11 protein-coding genes are annotated in these 16,154 nt (G+C 72.3%); 7 read left to right on the plus strand and 4 right to left on the minus strand.

Annotated elements, in window-relative coordinates:
* Positions 1 to 11: 11 nt before the first annotated feature.
* The 3 genes from ACIA8F_RS11785 (at position 12) to ACIA8F_RS11795 (ending at position 4,759) form a co-directional block, all read left to right on the plus strand.
* A complete protein-coding gene (locus tag ACIA8F_RS11785) occupies positions 12 to 2,039 on the plus strand; it encodes a family 43 glycosylhydrolase (RefSeq protein ID WP_399378133.1) in 2,028 nt (675 codons plus the stop codon).
* Between the two features lie 474 nt (positions 2,040 to 2,513).
* On the plus strand, positions 2,514 to 3,323 hold the full coding sequence (locus tag ACIA8F_RS11790) for a serine/threonine protein kinase (RefSeq protein WP_399378134.1): 810 nt from the start codon (positions 2,514 to 2,516) through the stop codon (positions 3,321 to 3,323).
* Complete coding sequence (locus ACIA8F_RS11795) at positions 3,320 to 4,759, plus strand: serine/threonine-protein kinase (protein WP_399378135.1); 1,440 nt, start codon at positions 3,320 to 3,322, stop codon at positions 4,757 to 4,759. The genes ACIA8F_RS11790 and ACIA8F_RS11795 overlap by 4 nt, the downstream gene beginning before the upstream one ends.
* Here ACIA8F_RS11795 and ACIA8F_RS11800 read toward each other — a convergent pair.
* Complete coding sequence (locus ACIA8F_RS11800; protein ID WP_399378136.1) at positions 4,726 to 5,064, minus strand: hypothetical protein; 339 nt, start codon at positions 5,062 to 5,064, stop codon at positions 4,726 to 4,728. The genes ACIA8F_RS11795 and ACIA8F_RS11800 overlap by 34 nt on opposite strands.
* 564 nt (positions 5,065 to 5,628) lie before the next feature.
* Between ACIA8F_RS11800 and ACIA8F_RS11805 the strand changes: the two genes are divergently transcribed.
* The 3 genes from ACIA8F_RS11805 (at position 5,629) to ACIA8F_RS11815 (ending at position 11,052) form a co-directional block, all read left to right on the plus strand.
* Positions 5,629 to 6,666, plus strand: coding sequence for a lyase (locus ACIA8F_RS11805; RefSeq protein ID WP_399378137.1), 1,038 nt, complete (start codon positions 5,629 to 5,631; stop codon positions 6,664 to 6,666).
* 14 nt (positions 6,667 to 6,680) lie between these two features.
* Entirely contained in the window at positions 6,681 to 8,084 is a 1,404-nt protein-coding gene (locus ACIA8F_RS11810) for a cytochrome P450 (protein WP_399378138.1), read from the plus strand.
* Positions 8,085 to 8,154: 70 nt separating this feature from the next.
* Entirely contained in the window at positions 8,155 to 11,052 is a 2,898-nt protein-coding gene (locus ACIA8F_RS11815; RefSeq protein ID WP_399378139.1) for an ATP-binding protein, read from the plus strand.
* Positions 11,053 to 11,114: 62 nt separating this feature from the next.
* Here the strand turns inward: ACIA8F_RS11815 and ACIA8F_RS11820 are convergent, their stop codons facing one another.
* Positions 11,115 to 11,612 carry a nucleoside 2-deoxyribosyltransferase domain-containing protein gene (locus tag ACIA8F_RS11820; protein ID WP_399378140.1) on the minus strand — a complete coding sequence of 166 codons (498 nt, stop codon included), beginning with the start codon at positions 11,610 to 11,612 and terminating at the stop codon, positions 11,115 to 11,117.
* A gap of 296 nt (positions 11,613 to 11,908) precedes the next feature.
* Between ACIA8F_RS11820 and ACIA8F_RS11825 the strand changes: the two genes are divergently transcribed.
* Positions 11,909 to 13,450 carry an adenosine deaminase gene (locus ACIA8F_RS11825; protein WP_399378141.1) on the plus strand — a complete coding sequence of 514 codons (1,542 nt, stop codon included), beginning with the start codon at positions 11,909 to 11,911 and terminating at the stop codon, positions 13,448 to 13,450.
* 28 nt (positions 13,451 to 13,478) lie between these two features.
* Here the strand turns inward: ACIA8F_RS11825 and ACIA8F_RS11830 are convergent, their stop codons facing one another.
* Both ACIA8F_RS11830 and ACIA8F_RS11835 read right to left on the minus strand, forming a co-directional pair.
* Entirely contained in the window at positions 13,479 to 14,666 is a 1,188-nt protein-coding gene (locus ACIA8F_RS11830) for a homoserine O-acetyltransferase (RefSeq protein WP_399378288.1), read from the minus strand.
* Positions 14,663 to 16,024: a bifunctional o-acetylhomoserine/o-acetylserine sulfhydrylase gene (locus ACIA8F_RS11835; RefSeq protein WP_399378142.1), complete on the minus strand. Its 1,362-nt coding sequence runs from the start codon at positions 16,022 to 16,024 to the stop codon at positions 14,663 to 14,665. Before ACIA8F_RS11835 ends, ACIA8F_RS11830 begins: the two co-directional genes overlap by 4 nt.
* Positions 16,025 to 16,154 lie beyond the last annotated feature (130 nt).

A 16,154-nucleotide genomic window follows, 5' to 3' on the forward strand; every position in this document is an offset into this window, starting at 1 on the left:
GGAGCCTTCTCGTGCAGCCGTTCAGCAGGCGCCACCTGCTGCGCGCGGTCGGAGCGGGAGCCCTCGTGCTCCCGCTCTCGGGCCGTGCCGCAGCAGCGACCTCCGTCCCGGGCGCGGCGTCCCAGTGGGTGGGCGCCGGTTCCTTCACTCACGTCTACGACCCCTCCACGCCGGGCCGGCGCCGCTACCTCAACGACCACAGCCTGATCCGGGCGAACGGCCGGTGGCACCTGTTCGGCATCGTCGGGAACAGCGCGGCGCCCGGCGAGGCACCGGACAGTGCCGCGGAGATCTCCTTCGCTCACGCCTCGGCGCCCGCCCCGTACGGCCCCTGGACCCCCCATGCCGACGCGCTGACCGTCGACACGGGCTACCACGGCGAGGAGCACCTGTGGGCGCCGCACGTCATCGAGGCCGGCGGCAGGTTCTGGATGTTCTACGCGGGCGGCGGCGCCGGCGGCGCCGCGATCAGCCTCGCCACGTCGGACGATCTGTTCACCTGGACGCGCGAGCCGTCCGGCCCGCTGTTCCGCGGGATCGCGGCCCGCGACCCGATGGTGCTGCGGGCCGGCGGCGAGTGGGTCATGTACTACACGGAACTCTCCGGCCCGGGCGGCCGGCACATCGTGGCCCACAGGCGCTCCGCCGACCTGCTGCACTGGAGCGAGCCGGGCGTCGCATTCGCCGACGCGACCACGGACGCGACCGTCTCGGTCACCGAGTCGCCGTACGTCGTCGAACGGGACGGCTGGTACTACCTGTTCATCGGCCCGAGGGGCGGCTACGAGGGTACGGACGTACTGGTGTCCCGGGATCCCTTCCACTTCGACCTCGCGGGGTACGCCGGCCACGTGGCCGGCCACGCCGTGGAGGTGATCGCCGACGGGGAGGCCTGGTACGCCTGCGCCGCGGGCTGGTTCCGCCAGGGGCTGCACGTGGCGCCCCTCCGATGGCGGGACACACCACCGCCGTGGCAGAGCCCGGACAACCCGGTGGCCGGACTCGACGCCGCCGGCCGCCTCACGGTGTTCGCGCTCGACGACTCCGACCACTCGATGCTCCGGCGCGTCCAGCTCGACCCGGACACCGACACCTGGTCGCCGTGGGAGACGTTCGGCGGGCCGGCCGGGGCGGTGCCCACGCTCGGGCGCAACACCGGCGGCGCGCTCGAGGTGTTCTCGCTCGCCCCGGAGGGAGCCAACCTCCACCACCGGGCCCAGCGGCCGGACGGCGGCTGGTACGACTGGGAGGAGTTCGGCGGGCCGGCCGGCGCCGCTCCCGCCGTCGCCCGCGACGCCGCGGGCCGCCTGGAGGTGTTCGCCCTGAGCCCCGGAGGCGCGTCCGTCGCCCGGCGGCGGCAAGCGGCACCGGGGTCCCGGGCCTGGGACCCGTGGGAGGCGGGCTTCGGCGGCGCCGCGGGCGCGCCACCGGTGGTCGCGGCCAATGCCGACGGCCGGCTCGAGGTCTTCGCCCTCGCTCCCGGCGGCAACGGCATCGTCCACCGATGGCAGGTGACCCCGGGTGGCGCCTGGACCCCCGCGTGGCAGCGCTTCGGCACCGCGTCCGGCGCCGTGTCGTGCGTGGCCCGGGACGGCAGCGGCCGGCTCACCGTCGCCGCGATCGGACCGTCGGGCGTGGGAACCTTCAGCCGGCGGCAGTCCGTTCCGAGCGGAGGCTGGGACGAATGGCTGCCGATGTTCGGCTGGAGCGCCGCCGCCCCGGCGTTCGCGGTCAACGCCGACGGCCGCCTCGAGGCGTACTCGCTGACGCCCGGTGGCGCACGGCTCGGCCACCGCTGGCAGACCGTCCCCGGTGGAAGCTGGGATTCCGGGCGGGAGTTCGGGGAGCCCGATGCCAGGCTCGCCGCCACGCCCGCCGTCGCCTCCGATCGCACCGGGCGCACGCACGTTTTTGCCGTCACCGGCGAAGGCAGGATCCGCACCCGGGTCCAGGACCGGCCGAGCGGCGGGTGGCGGCCGTGGACGGCCTTCGGCGACCGGACGGTCGCGCCCCTCGTCCCGGGCCGTCCCGCATTCTGAACCCGGAGTGCGGATCGCGCCACGTGAAGGGGGCGAAAGGGCGGTTCCGCGAGGCCGTGGCTCCCCGGGCGCGGTGACCTTCCCCACCTCGGCAGGTCCCGTACGCGATGTCCGCGACCAGGGGCGCAAGGGCCGATCCCGCACGCCCGACCGCGGTGGCCGCAGGCCGCGCTCGCTCGCCGCGGGACGCCAACTTCCCCCGAACCGCTCGCCAGAGAGTCGAAAACGACCCCAAACCGCCGTCGCCGCACGAGGGCCGGAGTGACCGGGGACACACGGGGAGCCGTCCGTGAGGAGAGGGCCGCCGAGCCTCGCGGCACGGGGCTCGGTGCGTCTCCCGGGGCTGCTTCTGCGGGCTGTCCGACCCGGCGGGCCGTCCCTGCCGAAGTGGCTGAACTGCGCCGATGAACTCGCTTGAGAGATGAGTATTGTTCCACTCGTCGGTCCGGTACGACGCGTGGAACGGGGGGAGCGGTGAGCGGGGTAGTCGTCCATCTGCCGCAGGGATGCAGTGGCGCCGACGGCGGCGAACCGTACGGCGAAGCGGTGACATTACGCCTCGGACCGGGTGAAGTCGCCCGCTTCGGACGCGGATCCGCGAAGGTCCCCGTGGAGCTCCGCCTCGCCGACGCGGCGATCTCACGGCTCGCCGGGGAGATCCACGTGACCGACGACCACTGGCAGTTGACGAACCACAGCACCACCCACAGCTACCTCGTGGAGAACCCGGAGGGCGCGGGGGAGTACCTGAGGGTGCCGCCCCGCCGGGTCGGGGCACCCGTCCCGTTCGAGTTCTCGCGCGTCGTGCTGCCCACCCGCAGCGACGTCCCCGTCTCCTTCCAGGTGTTCGCTCCGGATCACGTCTACCTCGACCCGGAGGCCATGGGCGCCCCGTGGGGCCGCCTCACGGTGACCGCCTACTCGCTGGACGAGACGGCCACCTACTTCCTCGTCCTCCTCGCGCTCTGCGAACCGCGCCTGCGCGACCAGTCCCGCGTCGCGGTCCCCACCACGCCCCAGATCGTCGAACGGCTCAGGGGCCACGTCGCCTGCGCCACCCTGACCGCGCGGGCGGTCAGCTCGCACATCGACTACCTCGCCGAGGAGAAGCTGCGCATCGGAGCATCGGACCCGCGAGAAGCCGGCAAGGGCGACCGCCGCAACGGCAAGCGCGAGGAGATCGTCGGGCTCGCGCTGCGGTTCGGGCTCGTACGCGAAGAGCACCTGACGCTGCTGCCACCCCTGACGGGGGCGGGCGGGCGGGAGCGGCAGACCGCGCGATGACGACGCCCCACACCCTGCGCGACATCACGGAATGCGACGGTACGGACCTGCTCCCGCCCGGCCACCGGGTGCGGGGCTGGACGATCACCGACCTGATCGGGGCCGGAGGCTGGTCCACGGTCTACGCCGCGCAGCCCGCCGACAGGTACCCGGACCGGACCGGCCGGGCCCCCGCGCACCCCTCCGCGGCACGCGCCGACATCGCGCTGAAAATCATGCCGACCGCCGGGTACGCCCCGCGCCAGACGCGCAGGATCGTGGAGTCCGCCTGCCGGGAGGTCGAACTGGGACGCAGGGCCGGGCACGCCCGGCTGATCCGCCTCCTGGACTCCTTCGTCCTCGAGGCACCGGACCGCCCCGCCCTGGACGGCGCGATCGTGCTCGTCATGGAGCGGGCCGCGGGCAGCCTGCGGGAACTCCTCGACGCCGGGGTGGCCGAGGCCGACCGACCCGGCCTGATCGCAGGGATCTGCGAGGGGCTCGCCCACCTCCACGGGTCGGGCTGGGTCCACGGCGACCTCAAGCCGGAGAACGTCCTGCTGGACGACAGCCGCAGCGTGAAGCTCTCTGACTTCGGCCTCGCCACCCAGGTGACGGGAACGCACGGGTACGCGCCCCCCATGGGCACCTTGGACTACCTTCCGCCCGAGCGATGGCGGGCACGCCTCGGGGATCTGGGCGTGAAGGTCCGGCCGAGTGCGGACATCTGGGCCCTGGGCATCATCATCCACGAGGTGTTCGGCTCCGGCGCCTCCCCCTTCTCCGGCGCCACGCCCATGGCGCGCGGCGCCGCCGTCCAGGAGTATGGCGAAGGGCGCGCGCCGCTGCGCATGGACCAGGCCGTGCCACCGTTCTGGCGCGAGCTCGCCGCCGACTGCCTGGCCCCGACCCACGCGGCGCGTGCCCCGCACACCGCCGCGAGCCTGCTCGCCCGCATCACCGCCGAACGGTCGGCGCGCAGGAGGAGCCCGGGACGGCTGTGGGGCCGGGCCCGCGCCGCGATCCTCACCACCGCGTTCTGCGGGATCGCCGGTGCGACCCTGTGGTCGGACGCGGCACGGGCGGGCTCCTCCGCGGCGGCCGGCCCGGGGGGTGAGGCGGGCGGCACGATCCGGGTGTTCAATGCGGAGAAGGGCTGCCAGGAGCGGGCCGAGCGGGACCCGCAGTGCAGTCTGGGCATGGCGATCGACCCGATGGGCCCGTACACCGCGGACAACGTCGTACCGTCCCGGGTGTGGCACGGCGACGTCCTCGAGGTCGACTGCCAGTTGCCCGACGGCCGGGCCGTCATCGACGAGGCGGACCTGCAGTCCACCCGCTGGTTCCACGTCCGCCTCCCGTCCGGCTCCACACCCCCCACGGCGTGGCTTCCCGCCGTCCGCACGAGGGACCGCCCGGCAGTTCAGGGCTGCCCGCACCCTGCGGCCGGGCGCTGAGGACCGGTCCGTTCCGGATCCCGTGCCGGGGGTGCGCCGGGGCGCCGGTTGCGGGTGCGGGCGTTCTCCACGACCGCCCAGCCCTTGCCGCCGTCGAGGGTCGCGAACTCGACCAGGTGGTGGTCGAGGTGTCCAGTGATCATCACGGCCATGAGGGAGAGGTACTCTCCCCGGAGGTCGGGGGTGAGCCCGTCGTCCTGCGGCCCTCCCAGGAGGACCTGCTGTTCCTCGGCCAGGAGCGTGCACGTGGTCTGGACGGCTCGGACGAGCGTCTCGAACCGCTCCCCGCCCAACCGTGCGCGCAAGAGCTCCAGATGGGATCCGAGGGCGTCTGCCTCCCGGCCGGCTCCCGACCCACCGGGATCCGCCTGCCCTCCAGGCCCTCCGGGCACTCCAGGGTCCGGCGGATGATGCTCGGTCATGCTTCCGCCCTTCCCCCAGCGGCCGTTGCCCTGCGCAGTGTAGACAGGGGCCCGCGCTCCGACGGCGCTCTTCGGCCACCCGGCCGACCTCGGCCGCCTTCTCTGCGGCACCCCCGGCCCCGGTGTCCCCGAAGGCAATCGACTATGCCAGTCGCACATTCAAAGGAATACGATATCGGCAATTCCGGGATGGATGACCCGAGTTCACTCTCTCCACGTTGACAGCGTGCTGCGTCTTGAGGATAAATAAGTTCACAGGTGGCCTGATGTGGTCGGCAGGTAGGCCGGATCAGGCCACTGAGTGACCGGTTCATTCCGCCCGTCACCTGGTGTGGCCGTGGCGATTTCGCAGTGGAGGGGCGTTTGGGTCGCGGGTGTGTCGCGGGTGTACGGCGTGGTCGTGTAATGAGCGGGTATTGACGAATCCGATTCTTCCGTGGGGGATCAATGGCCCAGCTCAGTTCCTTTTCCGTCCCCGATTTCCACCTCCCGTTCGGAAACTCCAAGCATCCCGGTGCCGCCCGTGCGAACGCCGAGGCGACCTCGTGGGTCCTGCAACACGAGCTCGTGACCGCCGCGGCCGAGCAGTTCTCGGGCATCGGCGTGGGTCACCTCGCCGGCCGGGTGAGCGGTGACGTCCCCTACGAGCGGGTCCTCCTGCTCGCCGAGTGGATGGCCTGGTCGTTCGTCCTGGACGACCAGCACGACCACCTCATCAGGACCGGAGAGGTCGCGGCCTGGCGGCCCGTCACCGATGCGATCACCGGCTATCTGCGGACGGGGTGCCTCGAGAAGTCGGCGGCGGGCCGAAATCCGCTGGTGACGGGATTCGTCGACCTGTGCGACCGGATCCTGGCCGGCATGTCCGCGGGGACCGCGGCCCGGTACCGCACCCATGTCCCCCTCATGCTGCACTCCTTGGACCAGGAGGCGGGCAACCGCGCCGCCGCGAGGGGCCCGGGGGTCCAGGAGTACGTCCTCATGCGCCGCCACAGTTCCCAGATCCTTCCGATGATGGACATGGTGGAGGCCGGCCTCGGGATCGACCTCCCGCAGCACGTCCACGATCTCCCCGAGTTCCAGGCCCTCACCGCGAGCGTGCTCGACGTCATCTCATGGGGCAACGACGTGTTCTCCCTGCCGAAGGAGCACGCCTGCGGGGACACCAACAACCTCGTCTCCCTCATCTCCTTCTGGGATAAGTGCTCACTCCCCGACGCCGTCCAGGCGGTCGAGGGGCGCATCCAGGAGCGCATCGAGCAATACCTGACCGAGCAGAAACGACTGATTCAGGCCGTCCACGCGCTCCCCGGCACGGAACCGTCGCTCGTCGACGCGGTCACCCGCTGCGTGCGCAGTTACGAGGACTGGATGATCGGCGCCGATCTGTGGCAGCGTTACGAGTGCACGCGGTACAGCGACGAACGGTTCGCGGCCGGACAGGAGTCTGCGTACACCCGCCCGGATCTTGTCTCCGCGGCGTGACGGAAAGTCAGTTCATGGCAACTGAAACGCATTCCGGTCCCGAGGTCCATGCTCCGGTCGCCCCAGGGCGGTTACCGCTCCTGGGGCACGCGCTGCAACTGTGGCGCAGGCCCATCGCGTTCCTGGAGTCGCTCCGGGAACACGGCGACATCGTACGGCTCGACATCGGCACCTGGCCCGTCCACGTGCTCACCAGCCCGGAGCACGTCCACTCCGTACTGGTCCAGCAGGCCCACGAGTTCGGCCGGGGGAGGATCTTCGACAGGCTCCGCCCGGTGTTCGGCAACGGGATCGTGACCACCGACGGCGACTTCCACCGCAAGCAGCGCCGGATGATGCAACCCGCCTTCCACCGCAACCACATCGCCGAGTACGCCGAGGTGATGTGCCGGCAGGCGGAGGCGATGTCCGCGTCGTGGACCGCCGGTCGTGAGATCTCCGTGGTCACGGAGGCGCGCGGGTACGCGATGTCCTCGGTCGCCGAGATGATCTTCTCGGGGGACCTGAGCCGTCCCGCCGTCGACGAGGTGCACCGCTCGCTGCCCATCGTCCTGGAGGGCATGCTCGTGCGGGCGGTCATGCCCAAGTCCCTCGACCGGCTTCCGATTCCGTACAACAGGCGGTTCGACGGCGCGGCCGCCCGGCTGCGCCGGATCATCGACGAGGTGATCGAGCAGTACCGCGCCGAGGAGCCGGCCGAGCGGGGCGACCGCCACGACCTGCTCTCCATGCTGCTGGCGGGCGTGGACTCCGAGACGGGCTCGACGATGGCTGCAGAGCAGGTGCGGGACGAGGTCATCGCCATCATGCTCGCCGGCACCGAAACCTCTGCGACCACCCTGTCCTGGATCTTCCACGAGCTCGGCCGGCACCCCGAGGTGGAGGCGCGCGTCCACGCCGAGGTCGACGCGGTGGTGGGGTCCCGGCCCGTGCGTCCCGAAGACATACCCGCGCTCACCTACACGCACGACGTCTTCCAGGAGGCCCTGCGCCTGCATTCCCCCCTGCTCTTCACCCGCAGGGCCCTGGCCCCCCTCACCCTGGGCGGAATATCGATCCCGGCCGGCGCGGAACTGGCCTACAGCCCTTACGCGTTGCACCGGGACCCCGCGCTCTTTCCCGACCCCGGCGTCTTCGACCCGGACCGCTGGCAGAAGGGGGCGAAGGAGCGGGCCCGTACGCACAGTTATGTCCCGTTCGGGGCCGGCCAGCACAAGTGCATCGGCGATTCCTTCGCCGTGGCGGAGATCGTGACCGCGGTGGCGACCGTCGCCTCGCGATGGCACCTGAAGCCCGCCCCGGGCAGCATCGTGCGCGAACTTCCCGCAGGGATCCCGCAGCCCAGCGAACTGCCGATGATTCCTGTGGCGCGGAAGGTACACCACTCTTCTCATACGAGTGACGAGATCCCGCAATAGTGTGCTGAAACCGCATCAACACCTCATCCGGCCCGTACACTCTGCCGCACGTGCTGGAGGGGGCAAAGGGATGACGCAGGTCACGGAACCGAGAAGCTGGAACGCTCAGCCCCTGCTGGAGCGGGAGGCGGAAGTCCTCGCGATCCAACGCGCGGTGGACGTGCTCTGCGGCATCCCGGGAAACTCGGCCAACCGCAGCGGGGGCGTCCTGACCTTCGCCGGATCGGCGGGCATAGGCAAGACCACTTTGCTGAACGAGGCCCGCCGCCATGCCGCCGACCGCTCCTGCACCGTACTCTTCGCACGCGGCGGCGAGCAGGAGCGGCAGGTTCCGTTCCACGTGATGCGCCAGCTCATCCAGCCGGCCCTCGCCGCGATGAGCGAGGACGAACGGCGCGACGCGCTCGGCAACTGGTACGGCATCATCGCCCCCGCGCTCGGACTGACCGCCGCCCCGAAGGGTCCGACGGGGCCCGACCCGCAGGGCGTGCGCGACGGACTCGACTGGGTGGTCACGCATTTAGCGGTACGCAACGCCCCCGTCGTCCTGATCGTCGACGACGCGCACTGGGCGGACGCGGAGTCCCTCAGCTGGCTCACCTCCTTCGCGGCCCGCGCCGAGGAACTGGCCATGCTGATCATGGTGGCCTGCCGGCCCGACGAGATCCCCGCCGACGCCGGCGCGCTGCGCGCCCTCATGGGACGCCAGGGGATGCGCCCGCACGAGCTGGCTCCCCTGACCACGAGCGCCGTCGCGCGCATCGTGCGCGACGCCCTCGGTGAGAACGCGGACGACGTGTTCTGCCGCGAATGCTGGGCGATCACCGCCGGAAATCCCTTCGAAGTGGTCGAGCTCGTCATGAAGGGCCGCGACCGGGGGCTGAAGCCGTACCAGGGCAACATCCCCCAACTGCGCGACCTGGCCTCCGCGGTCAAGGGCAGCGGCCTGATCGACCGGCTCGAACAGCTCGGCCCGTCCACCGTCCGGCTCGCGTGGGCCGCCGCCGTGCTCGGCACGGCGGTCCCCGTCGGCATCGTCGGCGGTGTGGCCGCCCTCGGAGAGGCGCAGGCCGCCGAGGCCATCGACAAACTGCGGTCCGCACGCATCCTGACCGTCCTCGCGGGCGTACGGCGCAAGGAGGTCGTGGAGTTCTTCCACCCGCTCATCGCCACCGCCGTGTACCGCTCGATCCCGCCGGGTGTACGCGTGGCCATGCACGGGATGGCCGCCCAGGCCGTGATCGACGACGGGCAGGGTTCCGCGGCCGCCGCCCGCCACCTGCTGGAGATGCACCCCGAGGGCGACCCGTGGGTCGTACAGCAACTGCGCCAGGCCGCGCGCGAGAGCTTCTCCGCGGGCGCTCCCGATGCCGCGCGCCGCTACCTGGCACGTGCCCTGCGCGAGCCCCCGGAGGTCGAGGACCGCGCCGAGGTCCTGTTCGAACTCGGATCCGCCAACCTCCTGCACGATCCCGCGACGACGATCAACCAGCTCAGGGCCGCATTGGAGGAGCCCAAGACCGACCAGGCCCTGCGCGAGGCCATCACGTACCGGCTCGCCCAGGCGCTCGGCCACACGGGCCAGCTGGGTCTGGCGGCGGGGCTCCTCGCGGACGAGGCCCGGCGTGCCACGAGCTCCCGTACACGGCTGCGCATGCAGGCCGAGCAGTTCAAATGGAACTCCGTCCGCTTCGACGAGGAGAACTCGCCCGCCCGCTCCCGGCTCCTCGCCCAGTTCGCCAAGCGGCTCACCGGACGGGGGCTGCCCGAGCGGCACATCCTCGGCCTGCGGGCCTGGGACGCGGCGATGCGCGGCGAGCCCGCCTCCACCGCACTGGAGTACGCGGAGCAGGCGCTCGACGGGGGCATGAGCTGGACCGACCAGGACTTCGGCTTCGAGGTGCCCGCCGTCCTTGCGGTCACGCTCATGTACTGCGACCAGCCCGGCCGGGCCGAGGACCTCTTCAACACCGCGATCCTCGAGTTCGAGGGGAAGGGCTGGCGCGGCGCCCACCTGTCGTTCGTCTACACCCTGCTCGGCTACGTCCGCTACCGGCGCGGGCAGCTCGCCGAGGCCGAGGACTTCGTACGCAACGGCCTGCAGATCGCCGACCGCGTCGGCACCGGCATCCCGGCGCAGTGGTACGCGATCGGCACCCTCATCGAGACCCTGCTCGCCCGGGGGAACACCGCCGAGGCCCAGCGCATCGCCAAGGCGTACAAGCTGGCGGACGGATTCCCCCAGGCCGTGGTCTATCCCGATCCGCAGGCCGTGTGGGGCAAACTGCTCCTGGCCCAGGGCCGGATCGAGGAGGCGGAGCACCATCTCACCGCGGCCGGCCGGCGCCTGGACCTGCGCGGAACGCGCAATCCCTCGTGGAGCCCCTGGCAGTTGGACCTGGCGCTCGCGCAGGCAACGCACGCGCCCGAGCAGGCACGGGCCACGGCGGCCGAAGCGGTCGCACGGGCCCGCGCGTTCGGGACGTCCAGCGTGATCGGACACGCCCTGCGCGTCGCGGCCGCGGCCACGGACCCGTCCCAGGCGGCGGGCCTGCTGCAGGAGGCGGTGGAGCACCTCGAACAGTCTCCGGCCGCCTGCGAACTCGCGCACGCGCTCATCGACCACGGCATGGCCCTGCACGCCATCGGCGACCCGCACATGGCGGCCCAGCAGACTTACCGGGGAATGGAGTTGGCCGCCGATTGCGGCGCGGACGGGCTCGTCAGCAGGGCCAGGACCCAGCTGGCCTCGGCCGGCCTGCGGCCTCGGCGTCTGCACGCCTCCGAGCAGGACACCCTGACCGTGGCCGAGCTCGAGGCCGCCCGCCACGCTGCGGCGGGGATGGACAACAGGGCCATCGCCGCGGCGATGCGGAGCAACGCCCAAGCGGTGTCGGAGCTGTTGTCCGCGGTCTTCACGAAACTGGGCACCGACCGGCTCGGACTGCACCGCGCACTCGGAGCCTGACCGAACGGCCGGCCCGGCGCAGAGCCCGGGCCGGCGCCGGCCCGCCGGGTCCTCGTGGCCGCCTACCGGGGGCCGGCCGTGACCACGGTGAGCGCGGCGGCCACCGTGTCGTACAGGGTCTCCGACACCGGCACGCCGTGGAGGCGGGCGACGTAGATCAGGTAGCGGTTGCGCTCGGGGTTGGGGCAATCGGGTGGGCAGCCGAGGACCGCCCTGCCCGTGGTGACGTCGAGGCCGAACTCGACGTTGGTGGTGAAGCCGGGCAGGGACGCGAGATCCCGGGGGATCCAGAAGAGGATCGCGTCCGCGCGCCGGCGCGCTTCGGTCTCCCAGCCGACCTGATCATCGTAGTGAGCGGCCCGGAAGCGACCCCTGGATTCCGGTGTGAGGACGGTCAGTTGCTGCTGTCCGGTCCATTGGGCGGCGAGCTCGCCGATGGCGTCGGGCCGCCAGGAGGGCGCGGGGCTGTCGGAACGCGGCGTGGGGCCGGCGAGGAAGACGGTGGGCCCGGTGGCCGGCAGGGGTTCGCGGGCGTAGACGAGGTGCGGGGGCAAGGTCATCGGTCTTCTCCGGTTCACTCATGGACCTCAGGCAGGGGCAGGCGGTCGGCACGGGTGCGGGGGCACCACGCGCACGTGAAGGTGAAAGCACGTGAAGGTGAAAGACGGTCTGTTCACCCTCCTACCCCGCGAGGCGAGGATCCCGACAGCCTGATGCCCGGCGGACACCCCGCCCGGTGCCTTCGGCTGCGGTCCCGGCAGGAGGAACGATCCTGTGGGGGGCCTGTCGGGTGACACCCGGAGGTGTTCGGCAAGCCGAGCCTTCGTGAGGTGGCGCGGTTCACCACGATGTGGCGGTGATTCCTTCCCACTTGATCGGGGCGTTCTCCGCCCTGGCTCTGCTCGCAGGCACTCCCGCGTACGCAGCGTCCGCCTCCCCGCCCGAAGCGCGTCCGGCCCCCGAAGCGCGTCCGGCCCCTGCCCCGCAGCGGCCGGAGGACTTCTTCGCCGGCCTTCCCAAGGGAGGCGACCTGCACAACCACCTGTCCGGTGCGGTCAGCACCGAGTTCCTGATCGAACTCGCCGCCGGGGACGGCCTGTGCATCACCACCGACACCACCACCGCGCTCCCGCCGCCGTGCGGACCGGGGACTCGCCCCGCCGCGGACGCCGTCACCGACGGGGCGTTCCGCGGGCAGGTGATCCGCGCCTGGTCGATGCAGGACTTTCCGGCAGACGGCAACGGCCACGACCATTTCTTCGCCACCTTCGGCAAGTTCGGCGAGGTCACTTGGCGCCATCCCGGCCGGATGCTCGCGGAGGTGGCCAACACCGCCGCACGGCAGAACCAGTTCTACCTGGAGACCATGATCTCCCCGGCGTCGGACCGGGCCCGCACTCTCGCCGACCGGGTCGGCTACGACGCCGACCTCGACCGCATGCACGACGAGCTCCTCGCGGGCGGGGGACTCGACGCGGTCGTCCGCCAGGCCCGAGCCGACGCCGACGCCACCGACGCGGAGTTCAAGGCAGCCGCGCACTGTGACACCCCGCGGCCCGACAGGGCCTGCTCGCTGCCGTACCGGTGGATCTCCCAGGTCGCCCGGCTCGGCAGCCCCGAGCGGGTGTTCACGCAGATGGCGCTCGGCATGCGGCTGGCGGAGCGGGACCCGCGCTTCGTCGCAGTGAACCTCGTACAGCCGGAGGACGGCGAGGTCGCGCTGCGCGACTACCGCCTCCACATGCGGATGCTGAACTACCTCAAGACCCAGTACCCGAAGGCGCACATCACCCTGCACGCGGGCGAGCTCGTACCGGGCCTGGTCAAGCCGGAGGACCTCACCTTCCACATCCGCGAAGCGGCCCAGACGGGGCGCGCCGAGCGGATCGGACACGGTGTGTCCGTCCTGCACGAGGACCGCTGGGAATCCCTCATGCGCTACATGGCCGAGCACCGCATCGCGGTCGAGGTCCCCTTCCACAGCAACGAGCAGATCCTGCGCGTCTCCGGTGACGCGCACCCGTTCGCGACGTACCGGCGTCACGGTGTGCCGGTCGTCCTCGCCACGGACGACCCGGGCGTCTCCCGCATCGAGATCACCGACGAGTACCGTCGTGCCGCCGAGATGTACGGTCTGGGCTACCCCGAACTGAGGGACCTGGCCCGTGCGTCCCTGGAACACTCCTTCCTGCCCGGCCGCGGCCTGTGGAACCGCAACCTCCGCGCCGGCTACAAGCCGACCGGACCCTGTGCCGGGGAACGCCAGGGCAACGACCGCCCGGGCGACCGCTGCGCCGGGTTCCTGGCCCGCGACCTGAAGGCCCGGGTCGAGTGGCGGCAGGAAGCGGCCTTCCACCGCTTCGAGGCCACCCGCGCCGGCTCGGACCGACCCGCCTGACGCACTCGCCGGCCGGGCCTTCGGCCCGTCAGCCCGCGGGGCGGGTGCGTGGATCCGGGGTGCCGTCCAGGAGCTCCCGTACCAGAGCGCCGACCTGCTCCGTCTCCAACAGGAACCCGTCGTGCCCGTACGGGGAGCGGATGATGCGGATCCCGTCCGCGGACGGGATCCCGGCCGCCAGTTCCTCCTGCTGTACGAGCGGGTAGAGGCGGTCGGCGTCCACCCCGGCCACCACCGTACGGGCCCGTTCCCGGCCGAGGGCCGCCCGCCGGCCTGCCCGGCCCCGCCCGATGTCGTGGGTGTTCATGGCCTCGGCCAGGGTGACGTAGCTGGCCGCGTCGAACCGCCGGGGGAGCTTGACGGCCTGGTGGTCGAGATAGGACTCGACGCGGTACCGGCCGCCGAGCCAGGGCTGCTCGCCCTCTTGGGCCTCGTGGCCGAAGCGGGTCTGCAGTTCCCCGGCCGACCGGTAGGTGATGTGCGCGATGCGGCGCGCGAGGCCCAGCCCGGTGTGCGGCCCCTGCCCGGGCCCGGCGTCGTGGTAGTCACCGCCCTGCCAGTGGGGATCGGCTCGGATGGCGTGGATCTGGGCGGTGGCCCACGCGATCTGGTCCGCGCTCGCCGCCGCGGGACAGGCGAGCAGCAACAGCGCGGCCACCCGCCCCGGTTCACCGACGGCCCACTCCAACGCCCGCATCCCGCCCATGGATCCACCGATCACCAGGGCCCAGCGCCCGATGCCGAGCGCGTCCGCGAGTCCGGCCTCGGCCCGCACCTGGTCACGCTGGGTCAGGCGGGGGAAGGAACCGCCCCACGGGCGCCCGCCCGGGCCCGGGGAGGCGGGCCCGGTGCTTCCCTGGCAGCCGCCCATGACGTTGGGCGCCACCACGAACCAGCGGTCGGTGTCGAGCGCCCGGCCCGGGCCGACCAGCGCGTCCCACCAGCCGGAGGTCGGGTGACCGGGCCCGGCGGCGCCCGCGACATGGCTGTCGCCGGTCAGCGCGTGCAGGACGAGGACCGCGTTCGAACGGTCGGGCGCCGGCCGGCCCCAGGTCTCGAACGCCAGCCGTACTCCCGGCAGCACCCCGCCCGCCTCCAGCGCCAAGGGCCGCGTGCGCCGGTGCCACTGGCGGCGGCCCGGCGGCTCCCCCTCCCGCCACGCACCGGTGGCAGGAGGGAGGGGCGCGGTGTCCGGGGCCGCTGTGGCGGGGTTCAGGACGCTTCCTTCGAGGCGCGGAAGCCGGCCTCCAGATCGGCCTTCAGGTCGGCGAGGTTCTCGATGCCGACGGACAGGCGCACCAGCCCCGGGGTGGTGCCGGTGGCCGCGAGCTGCTCCTCGTCGAGCTGGCTGTGGGTGGTGGAGGCGGGGTGGATGACGAGGCTGCGCACGTCGCCGATGTTCGCGAGGTGGCTGAACAGTTCCAGCCCGTCCACGAACCGCCGGCCCGCCTCGACACCGCCCCGCAGTTCGAACGAGAGCACGGCCCCGGTGCCGCGCGGCAGGTAGCGGCGCGCAGCCTCGTACCAGCGGCTGGACGGCAGGCCGGGGTAGTGCACCACCGAGACCTCGTCGCGCTGTTCGAGCCACTGCGCCAGCTCCTGGGCGTTCGACGAGTGCCGCTCCAGCCGCAGGCTCAGCGTCTCCACGCCCTGTAGGAGCAGGAAGGCGGAATGCGGCGCGATGGCGGGGCCCAGGTCGCGCAGCAGCTGCACGCGCAGCTTGACCGCGTACGCGCCCGGTCCGAGGGCGGGCCAGTAGCGCAGCCCGTGGTAGCTGGGATCGGGCTCGGTGAAGTCGGGGAAGCGCTCGGGGCGCGCGCCGAAGTCGAAGGTGCCCGCGTCGACGACCACGCCGCCGAGGGTGGTGCCGTGTCCGCCGAGGAACTTGGTCGCCGAGTGGACGACGACGTCCGCGCCGTGCTCGATGGGGCGCAGCAGGTACGGAGTGGGCACGGTGTTGTCGACGATGAGCGGCAGGCCCGCCGCGTGCGCGACCTCGGCGACGCCCCGGACGTCGAGGACGTTGCCGCGCGGGTTGCCGAGGGTCTCCGCGAACAGGGCCTTGGTCCGCGGTCGTACGGCGGCCCGCCAGGCGCCGAGGTCGTCGGGGTCGTCGACGAACGAGACCTTGATGCCGAACTTCGGCAGGGTGTGGCGGAACAGGTTGTACGTGCCGCCGTAGAGCGAGGCGCTGGAGACGATGTGGTCGCCGGCGGAAGCCAGGTTGAGGATCGCGAGGGTCTCCGCGGCCTGCCCGGAGGCGAGGGCGACGGCTGCGACCCCGCCTTCGAGGGCGGCGACGCGCTGCTCGAGTGCGTCCTGGGTGGGGTTGTGGATGCGGGTGTAGATGTTCCCGGGTTCGGCGAGGGAGAAGAGGTCGGAGGCGTGCTGGGTGTCGCGGAAGACGAACGAGGTGGTCTGGTAGATCGGGACCGCGCGGGCGCCGGTGGTCGGATCGGGAGCGGAACCGGCGTGCAGCTGCTTGGTCTCGAAGGACCAGGCCGGCGTCGCGGCCCCCGCGGGCTCGCTCTCGGGGGTGTGACCTGCGGTGACGGCGTCGATGGGCTGGCTCATGGGTCTCCTCGGAGGTGCGGACGAACGGTGGGGAGGCGGGGATGCCGCCCTGCGCGAAGGAGGACGCGGCACCTTGTGCCGGGGCGCCGGGAAGCCTTCGAGGGCGGCGCGCCGGCGGTCACCGTGGTAC

Origin of the sequence: Streptomyces sp. NPDC051563, assembly GCF_044454225.1 — a bacterium.
GTDB lineage: Bacteria > Actinomycetota > Actinomycetes > Streptomycetales > Streptomycetaceae > Streptomyces.